General features: G+C 31.9%; 14 protein-coding genes. 7 read left to right on the top strand and 7 right to left on the bottom strand.

Annotated features, from left to right (window positions below):
* Positions 1 to 110: 110 nt before the first annotated feature.
* The 6 genes from ABJI11_RS14590 to ABJI11_RS14565 form a co-directional block, all read right to left on the bottom strand.
* Positions 111 to 758, bottom strand: coding sequence for a methyltransferase domain-containing protein (locus tag ABJI11_RS14590; RefSeq protein ID WP_348353754.1), 648 nt, complete (start codon positions 756 to 758; stop codon positions 111 to 113).
* Between the two features lie 118 nt (positions 759 to 876).
* A complete protein-coding gene (locus tag ABJI11_RS14585; protein ID WP_348353751.1) occupies positions 877 to 1506 on the bottom strand; it encodes a hypothetical protein in 630 nt (209 codons plus the stop codon).
* A 127-nt stretch (positions 1507 to 1633) separates the two neighbouring features.
* Entirely contained in the window at positions 1634 to 2734 is a 1101-nt protein-coding gene (locus ABJI11_RS14580) for a hypothetical protein (protein WP_348353748.1), read from the bottom strand.
* Positions 2735 to 3070: 336 nt separating this feature from the next.
* A complete protein-coding gene (locus tag ABJI11_RS14575; RefSeq protein ID WP_348353745.1) occupies positions 3071 to 3862 on the bottom strand; it encodes a hypothetical protein in 792 nt (263 codons plus the stop codon).
* A complete protein-coding gene (locus tag ABJI11_RS14570; protein WP_348353742.1) occupies positions 3859 to 7974 on the bottom strand; it encodes a DEAD/DEAH box helicase in 4116 nt (1371 codons plus the stop codon). The genes ABJI11_RS14575 and ABJI11_RS14570 overlap by 4 nt, the downstream gene beginning before the upstream one ends.
* Before the next feature lie 7 nt (positions 7975 to 7981).
* Positions 7982 to 8620, bottom strand: coding sequence for an alpha-ketoglutarate-dependent dioxygenase AlkB (locus tag ABJI11_RS14565; protein ID WP_348353739.1), 639 nt, complete (start codon positions 8618 to 8620; stop codon positions 7982 to 7984).
* Between the two features lie 485 nt (positions 8621 to 9105).
* Here ABJI11_RS14565 and ABJI11_RS14560 point away from each other — a divergent pair, with 485 nt between their 5' ends.
* The 7 genes from ABJI11_RS14560 (at position 9106) to ABJI11_RS14530 (ending at position 13133) form a co-directional block, all read left to right on the top strand.
* Positions 9106 to 10428, top strand: coding sequence for a 2TM domain-containing protein (locus ABJI11_RS14560; protein ID WP_348353737.1), 1323 nt, complete (start codon positions 9106 to 9108; stop codon positions 10426 to 10428).
* Between the two features lie 21 nt (positions 10429 to 10449).
* Positions 10450 to 10902: a pyridoxamine 5'-phosphate oxidase family protein gene (locus tag ABJI11_RS14555; protein WP_348353734.1), complete on the top strand. Its 453-nt coding sequence runs from the start codon at positions 10450 to 10452 to the stop codon at positions 10900 to 10902.
* Between the two features lie 141 nt (positions 10903 to 11043).
* A complete protein-coding gene (locus ABJI11_RS14550; RefSeq protein WP_348353731.1) occupies positions 11044 to 11328 on the top strand; it encodes a 2TM domain-containing protein in 285 nt (94 codons plus the stop codon).
* A gap of 18 nt (positions 11329 to 11346) precedes the next feature.
* Positions 11347 to 11637, top strand: coding sequence for a 2TM domain-containing protein (locus tag ABJI11_RS14545; protein ID WP_348353728.1), 291 nt, complete (start codon positions 11347 to 11349; stop codon positions 11635 to 11637).
* Positions 11628 to 11966: a 2TM domain-containing protein gene (locus tag ABJI11_RS14540; protein WP_348353727.1), complete on the top strand. Its 339-nt coding sequence runs from the start codon at positions 11628 to 11630 to the stop codon at positions 11964 to 11966. The genes ABJI11_RS14545 and ABJI11_RS14540 overlap by 10 nt, the downstream gene beginning before the upstream one ends.
* Before the next feature lies 1 nt (position 11967).
* A complete protein-coding gene (locus ABJI11_RS14535) occupies positions 11968 to 12300 on the top strand; it encodes a 2TM domain-containing protein (protein WP_348353725.1) in 333 nt (110 codons plus the stop codon).
* Positions 12301 to 12368: 68 nt separating this feature from the next.
* Positions 12369 to 13133 carry a LytTR family DNA-binding domain-containing protein gene (locus ABJI11_RS14530; protein ID WP_348353723.1) on the top strand — a complete coding sequence of 255 codons (765 nt, stop codon included), beginning with the start codon at positions 12369 to 12371 and terminating at the stop codon, positions 13131 to 13133.
* Between the two features lie 24 nt (positions 13134 to 13157).
* Here ABJI11_RS14530 and ABJI11_RS14525 read toward each other — a convergent pair.
* Positions 13158 to 13662: LETM1-related biofilm-associated protein (locus ABJI11_RS14525; RefSeq protein WP_348353720.1), on the bottom strand; the 505-nt coding region annotated here is incomplete at its 5' end.

Raw genomic sequence — 13662 nt, 5'->3', positions numbered from 1 at the left:
AATTACTTGTTTCATGTCTTATTATTTACAGCGGTTGGGCTAAGCGTAGAGCATAGGTAAAAAAATTTTTCGTTTCTGTCTGCCGCATAAGCTAGAGCTTATTGTTTAGTTTATTTTTTTCTAGCAATAAATATCATATCCGTTAGAAAAGTTCCATCTGGTTCAGGGTAATCTTTTCTCACCAAGCTTATAATTTCGAATCCAAATTTTTTCAATTGTTCTTTTAAGAAATCAGCTTGATGATAATGTATATAAACCTCATTTTCTCCACTAAAACTAGTTTTTTCAAATCCAGATTTATCATAGTCACCTTCCATTGTACTTAAATATAAAAGTCCGTCTCTATTTAATAGATTAGATGAATCTTTAATTAGTTTGGAACATTCTTCTTTAGAAAGGTAAGGCAAACAAAAACCGCACATAATGGCATCAAAAATTTCATTTATCGTATCTATTTTTCGGCAATCCATTATTTCAAAATTAACATCAGGGTTATTAATTTTAGCTAATTCAATCATTTTAGGAGCTAAATCAATTCCTTTAATTTGAAAAGTGGGGTTAATAGATTTTAGATATTTTGTGACATTACCAGGTCCACAAGCAATTTCAAATATTCTAGAGTAATCAGCTTTTATTAAATCACAAAATTGATTAAAAGTATCATTGTATAAATCCATTTCCATAAACTTATCTTGATAATTTTTTGCAGCGTTATTATAAGTTTCAACACTAAGTATGTTTTTATCTTTAAGTTTCATGTTTTTCTTTTTTGTTCGAAAGCAAAATCCCAAAGATTTTGCGACTTTATAAATATACACAGACCTTGGCGTAAAGACTGAAGTCCGTATTAATTATAGCCATTGTTAGGCACAGTTTTTATATGCACAGTATTAAATAACACTCCTCATCATGTTCCCTTAACATAAAGCAAAATCGATCATTTTTATTTATTAGATCAAAAGCACCTTGTCTATTTAATTCTGTAAATACTTCATGAATTGCCAAAACTCCTTTAAGCTGAAAGCATTTAGCTAATTCTTTGTCGTCAGTAACTAGAATTGAGTTTTCATAGTATTCTTTTCCAAGTTTGTTTTTAACAAATGGATTGAAGAATTGAGTTTTTATTCCGCTCATTTGCTCCAGTCCATCAGCGAAATCATAAGAATACCCCATATCTACAACGACACTTTGGATTTCCTTATTTTCCCATTCAACAATTCCATACAATTCCGCCTCCTGATTTTTAGTTTTTGGAAAATCGTGCTCAAAAAGGAAAGCATCTAATTTCTGCTCCGGATTAATTCCTTTCTTGGGATTTATCCATAATCTTTTAATCTTTTTTGAAACGTCCCTCTTCAATCTTCTTTGGTAACGGGCAAAATTAAAAGACATTAATTCATTGAAAACTTTTTCAGTTAGTTCAAATTTATTTGAAGATTTATATTCAGCAATAGCTGTGTCTAATTCGGTTTGCAATTGAATACCTATTTCTTCATTTGATAGCATGAGGTTTATTTAAATTGAGCCTAACGTATTTGTATATAGTTTGTTGCGTGGTTTAAGCACTAAATTTAGCACATAAAACCAAATAGAAAATTCGATAATATTTTTGTAAGTAAGCTAAAACCAGCCATTAATTATATACGTTGGTTGCAACAGGCTTTTTATAATACTCATTCCCTTTTTTATCTATATACCCTTTTCTGATTTTTCCATTTTGCTTGAATTCTGTAAATTTTGCTAAATTAAATTCGAATGGTTCTAATTTCTTATATACAGTTGGTGTAATATTATAATAACCATAAAGTTTATTTCTCATTACTTTTATTGGTTCTTGATTTAAGTTAATTGAATCAAAATATTCTATACCATATTGTTCTGATAAAATTCCGAAATATTTTCCAAAATCAATTATAACCAATTCATTTTCTATGGAATTGTCGTTATATTTTAATTCATGTTTTTTGTTTAAAAAATAAATATCTTTCACTTCTAATTTTCTTACTGAATCTATAGCTTTATAATTTTTTAAATTATAGTTTGTGTGTCCAACAGCCTTTTTTAAAATATAATAAGTTTCATTTTCTTTAATTTTAAGCTCATAGGTTGTAACATTACCACAAACTTCATAACACCTAACCTTTGTTTCAGGAGCATTATTTAGCTTATTTAACTTCGTATCATAATATTCAATTTCTGTCTGTTCATTTAATACTTGAAAACCATTATTAATTTGAGAAATGAACTGAATATTTTGCAAAATTATTTCTCCGATTTCATTGCTAACTTTTAGTTTTTTATGAGAAACTTCATCAACATTATAACGACTCCCTTGAATAAAAAATGTCCATTCTTTTTTAATGGGATACGATTTTTTATACTCTTTAATTATTTTGTCATGTATTTTTCTTGGTAATTTGATATTGTTCATTGAACCTTTTGAGTATAATTCTTCCTCACTCCAAAATAGTTCATCAATGTTCGAAATCATATCAATAGAAGAAGACCCAACTAATTTGTTTTCTAATTCATCATATAAGTGTATTTTTCCTCCAGTATCAGAAAACTTCACAAATGGAAAATTAAAATACTTGTTTCTGGAAGCATAAATGCTGTATTGACCATCTGGACTATGGCGTCTGTAATATTCTCCTACAGTTATAGTACTAAACCAATATATAATGATAATTATGCTAGCAAATATTCCTAATATGATTTTATATTTGAGTTTCATTTTTTGGCTTGTTGCCAAAGCTTGAGCTAAGCGTAGTGCGGAAGTAAGGAAACGTTGAGTTTCCGTCTTAGCACGAAGCTAAAGCTTATTGTTTAGTTTTATTTTTTTTGTTCCAAAGCTAAATCAATAAGATTTAGCGACTTAGTACATATACACAGACCTTTAACATATCATTCTATGCCCTATTTGTTATAGCTATTGTTCTACGCAGTTTTCTTACGTGTTTGGTCTTGTAATTTGTATTTGTCTTGAGGCGTTGGCTTGGTGGCTCTTTTGTAAAACTTAGCTTTAGGGTTGATCTGTACGGTTTAGCAAATGTGCCAGCAAAAGCGTTGACTACTTCATAATTAAGGTTGTCACTATACCGATTATGATTATTCCGATAATCACAAATAGCAAGGTTTTCAAAGCTTTAGTTTCTTTGTCTTGTTGGTCAAGTCGTAATATAATATTGTCATTTTTACTTATTACTTCTTCATATTTTTTAGTACGTTCTATATTTTGTTTGTCTGATTGATTCGTCAGTACAGTCAGTAGGTTATTGAAGTGTGATTCTAGGTCAACTTTTTCAATGCGTGATATTTGTACTTTGAATTCATCAATTTTTGATTGTAGGTTCAGAGCTTTGTTATCTAGGTCATCAAGTTTTTCTTTTAAGTCATTTTTAAATTGATTGACAACTTGTTTTTCAAGATTGCTAAATGAATCTTTAAAATCGTATTCTGTTAATTTGGTAACCTCCTTTTCGATATTTCTTACTTGTTTGTCTAAGCTTGAAAGTGGCTTGCTTAAATTTTGTTGAAGTTGTTTTATAGTTTTACTTTCAATAGATTCTAAAGACTTAGAAACATCAAACTCTGTGAGTTTAGCTATTTCTTTACTAAAGTTTGTTGTTTGATCCGATAGCTTTATAATTGAATCATTGTTGAATTTTCTTGAATCTTCAAGAACAGCTTTGACATTGATTGATAAACTCTCAAAACTTGTCTTATAAGATTCTATTACATTAGCTAAATTGCCCGATGATTTAACCACATTATTTACTTGTTCCTTAGCAGAATTAATATCTTTCAAGTTCCCCTCTAAAACAGCCAAAGACTTTAAAATATTTTCATTTGTTGTACTCATAATGCTTGTGTATATGATTTAGTGAAGTTATTTAACCAGTTCTGATGAATGTCTAGTTCACATTCTGTTTCCCAATTATGCATTTCTTTCAGTACCTTTTTTGAGATGTGGTTTAGTTTTAGTTTTTGTTTAAAGGTTTCAATGTTTTCATAAAACAATTCTTTGTTGGTACTTGAAGAATAAAAATCTCGATAGCCTTCCTTGTAGCTATTTCCTAACTCTTGTTCCAATACTTCATTATTATTTGTGCCCAAGTAAGCAATACAAAACGCATTTAACATAGCTAGTGCAGGGTTTTTGTCTGTTAATGACCTACGAATTAGCCGTACTGCACCTTGTAAGTGTTTGACGCTATCTTTAGGCGACCCACTTGAGCCATAAACATCATCATCCACTACTCGAAGATATTTCATTAAAATTTCAATAGAACTTTCTTTTCCAAAATCAGTATTACTCGTTAGCGAAAAAGGTTCTCCATTTTCTGTTTCATAATCATCCTTCGCATATTTTGAATTGAAGTAGTAGTAAATGAAGTCTTTCAAATCTTCATTTTTTTCTAGCCAATTTTTATTATCATCTATACCTTGAATGCAAAAACTACGGATATCATCGATTGCTCGCTTTCGCTTTACTTCAATTTTGTCATATATAAATTCTGTTAGATACCCCAAGCATCTATGAATTTCGTTATCGCCTTTAAGTTTTGGCACTTTTTGAATCTCTTCTTCTGCTCGTTCGTCAGAATAATACCGCATCAAAAACTGTTTGAGACTTTCATAATATTTTCCATCTGCCTTTCGCTTTGTGACAATTCTAAATCTTTTATTTAGATAGTCTTGAGTAAAATCATCTACGACACCAATACAAGACATACGATAGATTGCTTTGGCAACATATTCATACTTATCGATTCCTGTATGGGTAGCATTGTCATTGTAAGAAATGAATGATACAATGTTTTCATTAGGTTCTGAATTTAACAACGTATCTAAAAAACCAGAGACGCTCTCAGTATCTAGTTCCTCAATTGTTTCATCCTCTGCAATAAAAAAGTTTATTTCTTTAATACTTAACAAGTCATACATTACCCTTTTTTCGTGTTGTGCTCCTTTAAAAGTATTATTGTGAAAATACATCACTACTTCTTTGTCAACATTTGAATAATCAGAATATAAAATTGTAGCCAAAGCCATTTTTTTATCTCGACCTGCTCGACCTGCTTCTTGAACAAAACTTTCTAATGAACTCGAATGGTTTATATTAATAGTAAAACGAACATTAGATTTATCTATTCCCATACCAAATGCCTTAGTTGCCACCATAACACTCAATTCGCTATTGATAAAACTGTCTTGATCGCTCATTCCATCTCCTCCTAAAAAAGTACCTACATCTTTACAAGGTAAATCGGCTTTAATAGCAGAAGCAATTCCTCTATTTGCTGCACTATCTAAAACTCCTATACTTCCTTTTCTATGGGGACAAAAAACAATACCACCTTGCTCATAAGGATTTCCAGAGGCTATCCAACTTTCAACAAAATTTGTATCTAATTGGGCATTTAAAATTTCTTGAATCTTTAATTTGTCTGTAGCTTCGGTTAGTCCTTCTCTTTCAATAAATCTTTTCTTTATTCTACCAATCGCTTTTGTATCCTGAAGTTCGCTTACTAAATTCGGGATTTTTGAAATATAATTTGCTACTTGTGAGTTTTTAGCTTTATAAATGTCCCACATTGAGTTAGTAGGAATCGGTGGAATAATTTTTTCAACTCGATATTGCAATTCCAACCTGTTAGTATTCTCATATCTTACGACTGTTTCAGAGTCAAGTGGAAAAGCTCCATTACCTGACAATTCACGCTCAACATCAGCTAGAACGTCAAAAGAAGCTGTTGCGGTTAACCCAAATAGTGTTAATCGTTTATCCTTGTTTTTAGGTAAAACAAAATTGTATAAGTTACGCCCTAAGTGCAAATATGAAAACCGAAAGTCGTGTCCCCATTCAGACACACAATGAACTTCATCAATTACTCCGTATGCAAAGTATATATTCATATCTTGCATATTTTTCAATCTTTCTCGAAATCTGAAGATACACAAGCGTTCCGGTGAAAGAAAAACAAATTGCAATTGAGAAGTTTCCATTTTCTTTTCTCGCTCTCTCTTTTCACTAGCCGATAACGTTGAATTGATAAAAGCACAAGTGTCAATACCAACATTTTTTAACCCATCGTATTGGTCTTTCATCAATGACCGAAGCGGGTCAATTATCAATGTTACACCTGGTTGTAACATTGCCGCTAGCTGATAGGTTAGAGATTTACCACCACCTGTTGGTAAAAGACCAATAACACTTTTGTTTTGCAATGCTCTGTTAAGAATCGGAAGTTGTCCTTGACGAAAATCTTCTTTGCGGAAAAGTAATTGAGCAAAGTATTGTAAATGCTGTTTATTTGCTTCAATATCTTGATAATTTCCTTGTGTATCTTTTGTAACTAACTGTTTATACTCAATACTATCTGTTGTGTAAATATGTCTTCGGGTTCTGTTTGATTTTGCAGAACGGATATTGAAATAACAATGATTTTTACATTTAAACTCACTGAAAGATGCTTCTTTGTTATCTTCCAATTTAGCCATTGAAATATCAATGACTAAATCATAAACTTTGTTTTTTTGCTGATTTTTTGCTTCTGAAACAGGTTTTGATTCTAAATGTAATTGAGAATCTAAATATTCTTCTGAACCAATGATTGCCAAATTCACTTTTGGAAATTTCATTGTGTCAAAGTCGACACTCAATGCTGTAAGGTTTTGGAACATTTGCTTTAAATCTTCAAAAGCAAGTGCCGCACAAGGAACATCATTTTCTTTAACTAAAACATTCCATTCTGTTAATTGAATATCTAATTTTCCAGTAAGAATTGCTTCAATAATGGTTTTTTGCAAGCGTGCAATCGCTATTGGTGATTGGGTTAATTGCAAATTTTTTGGATCAACATTCTCGTTTTCAAAGACGATTGATCCAAAGTCATTTTGTTGAGCTGTATTTCCAAATGAAGCAAATTTAGTTTCGATAAAGGGACTAGCTTTTGTTGGTAAACCTCTTGTTACAATATTGTTGAGAACAGCTAAAATTGGATTGATATCTTCATAAACACTTGCTCCAATGTCAAAAGGTGCTGAAACTTCAAAAGTAGATAGCAAAGAAATTTCATCACGTTGTTTTTTTAGACAATCCAAATAATATCCTGCGTGGAATTGTACCGCTGGATAGTATTCAATTGGAATATAGTAAACTTTGTCTTTTTCAAACTTAAAGACCTTTAGTTTTAAGGTGTATTTCCTTGCAACATCTTTAAGGTGTGCATCTTCTGCTAATAATTGTAATTTATTTTCACTCTTTTGAATATTAGAAAAAACTGTGGGAGAATTGACAATATTGAAATAATTGTAAAAAGCATCTAATCTATGGCTTCGCCCTTCAATTAAAGGACTTACGCAGAAGAAATAATGTTCTCCGTTTACATTTTCGCCTACAAGTTGAGCTAATTTTTTTAAATCAATTTGAGGAATATCAAGGATATTAGAAAAAAAATGAAGTGTAATTGATTGATCCGACTCAAGGTCTTCTTTTTCAACATCGTCTAGGTATTTGTTTACAAGTTGAATTTTAGTTTCATCTTTGAGGTAAACTTTGGTATGCTGTTTGGCTCGTTCTAATGCGTGTTTTGATGGCTCAATTAAAATAATTTTTTGTGTGTTATTTGGTATTCCTTGATTTTCTAGAAAACCAAAAAAACAAACAGTTGCCAGACCTTGTCCACAACCCCAATCTACAATAGCTAAATCAGTATTGAAAACTTCATTTGGATTATTAATTGAAGCTAATGCCGTATTAATTTTTGCTTCGTGCATATTTCCGTAAGAGAAAATATATTGACACATTAATTCGTGTGAATCCAATAAATCAACCCCTTGATTTAAGTTTCGCCATAACTGATCCCTTTCAGATCTTGTTAAGTGAGATAAAGCCTCGTTTGCAATTTTTCTGAATTCCTGAAAAGTCGGATTCGGTAATGACTGTATTTTATTTATGTATTCTATCATAAAGCCATTACAACTTAATCACTCTAAAAGTTAGATTTATTCTTTCGTTTACTTTTTTGGCGGTTTTAGGTACTTGATGTTTCCAAAAATGTTGCAGTTCACCTTGCATTATTAGCAAACTGCCGTGTGTCAATTCAATTTCAATTTTTTCTTTTGTTTCGACATGTCTTAGCTGGAATTTTCTTGTAGCTCCAAAATTTACAGAAGCAATAACAGGGTTTTGTCCTAATTCTTTTTCTGCATCCGTATGCCAGGAAATAGAATCGTTTCCACTTCTATAGCGGTTAAGCAAAACGCTATTAAATTGAACTTTTGACAAAGGTTCTATTTTGTCTTTTATTTTAAGAAGTTCTCTTGTCCAAACTTTTGGTGCTAATGTTATACCTGAAAATGAATAAGGTTTATCATTGTCTCCGTACCAAGCAGTCAAACGGGGGAAGTTAACTTGTTTACCATAAATATTCATTGACTCTTGTTTCCAGTCAATACCGTTTTTTAATGATTGTAAGTACAAATCACTTTCTGCTTTTGAAAAAAGGTCTGGATAGAATAAATACTCACCATTTTCAATCTTTGTTAATCCTGACTTTGTCTTAACGTTATTTAATGAAGGTATAATATTGCCAAATAAGTCTCTTTGTTCCATTTTCTTTATTGTTTTACTACGAAATTCGTGCGTTGGGGCAAAAGCAAATGTGCCGCATTGCGTTGGCTTGGTGCGTATGGATGCAGCTCTTTTGATTTTGCTGATGCGTTGGCATTTTGTCTTTCATTTTTCTGAGCGTTTATTGTCGGTCGTTTTTGGGTGAGGCATAACGGTCAGGCTATGCACACAATTGCACATATTTCTACTATATAAATTATTAAATCTATAAGATTTGTACAATTTAAGAAAGAAAATTTGTACAAATTTATATGCACTAAAATCTGTACTGCACTAATTGAGAGAATGACAACTGTTTATACTAACAGTTCAGTACCCAAAAAATACAGTTGGGTCCTTATTTTTTTTAATTTGGAAGAAAAGGTTTCATGTTTGCTATTATCTAGGGCATTTATAGAAAGAAGTATACTTCTAAAAGGAAATCCCTAATTTTAAAAAAATATAAGCAGCAATTCTAAGTAAATAAAATGGGTAGTTTTTTAAAGGTGGTAAGAACAGCGGTTATTATAACCTTGGTTATGGTATTAATACGACTGTTATTGTCCGATTGGGAAAACATAACTTTATATCGAGAACTGCAATTTGCCGGTATAGCCTTTCTCTACTCTTTTGCGCTTTCTTTGGTTAATATGTATTTCAGTGATTATATCTCGCAAAAATATAGTTGGGAGAATGAAACCCAAAAAAGGTTATGGTACGGTGCAGCCGGATCAATAGTACTTACTGTATTGGCATTTGGCGCAGTACGTGCCTTTACTGAAATATATATATTAGATAAAAGCTATGAAGAATACTTAGCTGGAGAACGGGTAGAATACTACTTCTATGCGTTATTGGTTACCTTGGTGGTATCTCTATTTTTACATGCTTTCTACTTCTATAAAGCTTTACAGGATACCAAAGTAAAAGAGCAGAAAATTATAGCAGGTTCTGCATCTGCAAAGTTCGACGCTTTAAAGAATCAATTAGATCCTCACTTTCTTTTCAATAGCCTTAATGTGCTTACTAGCCTTATAGAAGAAGATCCTATGCAGGCGCAAAAGTTTACGACTTCGCTATCTAAAGTGTATAGATATGTATTGGAGCAGAAGAGTAAAAATCTAATTTCTGTCGATGAAGAATTAAAGTTTGCCAGAACCTATGTGCGACTTTTAAAAATGCGGTTTGAAGATAGTATCATATTTGAAATACCTGATGAGGCAACAAACCCAGAAGCTAAAATAGTACCATTATCGTTACAGTTATTGTTAGAAAATGCCGTAAAGCATAATGTAGTCACTTCTTCCAAACCATTACATATTAAAATTTACGAGGAGGATAATTACCTGTATGTAGTCAATAACCTTCAAGAGAAACAGGTTGTTAAAAAGAGTAGTGGGGTAGGGCTGCAAAATATACGCCAGCGTTATGCCATACTTACTAAAAAGGAAATGCAAATTTTTAAGACCGCTAAAGAATTCAAGGTAAGGCTACCAATGTTGACCAATGTTATATCTTTTAAAGAAACACAAGATTCTCATATTAGTGCCAAGCGCTATGAGAAAGCTAAAAAGCGTGTAGAAGAAATTAAAGGTTTTTATGGTAATCTAACGTCGTACTGTATTGTTATTCCTGTTCTGGCATTTATAAATTATAGAACCACCAGTTTTACATGGGTAATTTTTCCTGCTGTAGGGTGGGGTATAGGATTAATAGCCCATGGATTAAAGGCATATGGACTAAATCCGTTATTCGGTCAAGATTGGGAAGAGAAAAAAATCAAGGAATTGATGGAGAAAGACAATTTCTAAACGTGTTCTAAAAGAGCTATTATGAAGCTGACAGAAAATATTATAATGTCTATAAACGATAGTGTTCTGTGTTGGTTGGCGACATCTTCATTAGATAATATACCTAATGTATCACCAAAAGAGATTTTTAGCTTTTATGAAGAAGACATCATAATTGTAGCGAATATAGCTTCGCCACAAACGGTTAAGAATATTAGTGAGAACAAACAGGTTTGTATCAGCTTTATAGACGTTTTAAAGCAAAAAGGATTTCAGTTGAGGGGTGAGGCTGAAATTATAGCGGAATCATCTTCAGAATTCTCTAGTATGGAAAAAGTACTTCTTTCACTTACAAAAGGCAAGTTTCCGTTCGCTACTATTACAAAGATTACCATCACCAGTTCAAAACCTATACTAGCGCCTAAATACTTGTTGTACCCTATTACAACAGAGCAAGAGCAAATTGAAAGTGCGAAGAAATCGTACGGATTTTAAGAGTTATTAGGCTATAAATACCTCTTTCTACAATTCAGTCATTAAAAATTACAATTGGGTATTTCATTTTTTAAAAACCTGGGTTATCTACCGAAATTTGAAGTATAGTAATCAAATAATAATAACCTAAAACTTATAAAGATGGAAACAGAATTCACAAATAACAATAATTACAAGTATCAAAAAGCAAAAGATAAAGTAGAAGCTATAAAAGGTTTTTATGGCAATTTAATAGCGTACTGCATTGTAATTCCCATTTTGGCATATATTAATTATAACACCACTAGTTTTCCTTGGGCCATTTTTCCGGCACTGGGTTGGGGATTCGGGTTAACTATGAACGGTCTTTATGCCTTTGGTTACAACCCTTTGTTCGGTAAGAACTGGGAAGAGAGAAAGATCAAACAATACATGCAAGAATCATAACCTAATAAACTGAAGATCATGGAAAACACAAAATATACAAAAGCAAAATTAAGAGTAGAAGAGATAAAAGAATTTTATGGTAAGGTAGCCTCGGCAGTCGTCACTATAATTCTTGTAGCGGCATTAAATTATTACCTTAACGAATGGGAATATGCTTGGTTTCTTTGGGTAGTATTCGGATTAAGCATTAGCTTATTTTTAAAAGCGAATAAAATCTTTAACTTGAATCCGTTTATGAATCGTGATTGGGAAGAAAGAAAATTACAAGAGTTTTTACAACAAGAAGAAAATAAACAAAGATGGAACTAAACGAATTTGATCAAGCCGATAAATTGGCAAGGGCTCAAAAGAAAGTAAAAGAGCTTAAAGGGTTTTATATTCACCTAAGTATTTATGTACTGGTCAATTTATTCATCATGACGGTTACTATAATGGGAATTATGTCTGGTGGAGCTTCATTTTCAGAAGCTTTGTTTAATATAGGCACATTTTCTACTCCATTTTTCTGGGGAATAGGGTTGGCATTTCACGCGGCCAAGGTATTTGGATTTAATCCTTTTTTTAGTAAAGATTGGGAACAACGCCAAATCAGTAAATATATAGAGCAGGATAAAAAAGATGCTGAAAAATATAGGTAATATGGAAACTAATCTACCAAACGATAACCTTGTAAGTGAAGAATTTAGTAGGCTGTCTAAATATGAAAGGGCAAAAACAAAAGTGGCTAGTATAAAGAGTTTCTATAACCACGCACTAGTTTTTCTAGTTATAAATATCATTTTATACTTCTTGAGACATAAATTTGTTTTCATATTAGTAAGTAAAGATGCCCTAGGTGATCCTGAGTTTTTAGATTGGATAAATTGGAACGTATATGGTACCACTATTGTATGGGGAATTATACTGGCTATACATGCAATTACTGTTTTTGGAAACCTACCTTGGCATTTGAAAAAAATGGGAAGAGCGTAAAATTCAGAAGTACATCAACTCTAACAACGACTAAAGCATATTTTTTGTAACCACCATAAATACCAACCATGAAGACCATAATAATTGAAGATGAAAAACCAGCAGCACGTAGGTTGGGTAGAATGTTAGAGAGTTTAGACTTGTCTGTTTCTACCATGTTACATTCTGTAGAGGAGGCTATAGATTGGTTTCAAAATAATGAACACCCAGATTTAATATTCCTGGATATTCAATTATCTGACGGACTCTCTTTTGAAATTTTTGATGTCATTGAGGTTCATAGCGCCATTATATTCACTACCGCTTTTGATGAGTATGCGCTTAAAGCTTTTAAATTGAATAGCATAGACTACCTTTTAAAGCCCATTGATGATGAAGATCTAGAGCAAGCTGTAAACAAATACAGAAAAATGTTCAAGTCTGATAATGAGCCAAGTAAGATAGCTTTGGACTTTGAAGATATTAAGAAGCTATTGGTGAACCCGCTAGAGCGGGAATATAAAAAGCGATTTACAGCGAAAGTGGGTCAGCATTTAAAAATCATTAATTCAGAAGATGTAGAGTGTTTTTACAGTGAAAATAAAGGTACCTACGCTGCTACAAAAGATGGTCGCAATTATTTGTTAGATACCACTTTAGAACAACTAGAAGAGGAGTTGAAACCACAAGTATTTTTTAGGGTAAGTAGAAAGTTCTTCGTGAATATAGACCATATAAAAGATATAGTTTCATACACCAATTCAAGGTTACAGATCAAGTTGAATAACAACGCTGATCACGAAATTATCGTGAGTAGAGAAAAAGTAAAAGATTTTAAGCTTTGGTTAGAGTAGTAAGTTTAATAAGTTGATATTAAGTTATTTACGATATAAATCTTCTTCTTCGTCAATTCTATTTTCATCAAATGCCGATGGCAATAACTTAGGAATCAACTTAATAAATATGGGCAACAGAATAGCACCGCCAGGTAAAATAAAAATGGCTAAAGAAGGTATGCTTTTAAAAATATCCAATAGTTGATTCTGAACCTTCTTTTTTTCTTCATCGCTTAAATCGCGTATGGTAGACTTTGATAACAATGCAACCAATTCTGCACTTTGAGAAAGCTCTTTATGTAACCGTTTACTATTTCTAAGAATAAGTTTTTTCACTAATTTACCCATACTATCATAGAACTGCATGGCCAAGTTCTTTTCCTTTAGATAAGGTATAGTGTCAAAGTTGAGTTTAAAGAATTGGGTAACATCCATAATAGATGTAGAAATAACGGTGTTGTCAAAACCAAGGTCTTTTCCTATTCCAAATATAAATTCAGATTCAGTATAATCTAAAGAATGATCTTCCCAAACGGTAAGGCAGGCC

This window comes from Maribacter sp., assembly GCF_039968975.1.
In the GTDB taxonomy this organism is placed as follows: domain Bacteria; phylum Bacteroidota; class Bacteroidia; order Flavobacteriales; family Flavobacteriaceae; genus Maribacter.
This window is presented reverse-complemented; position numbering and strand designations above follow the sequence as displayed.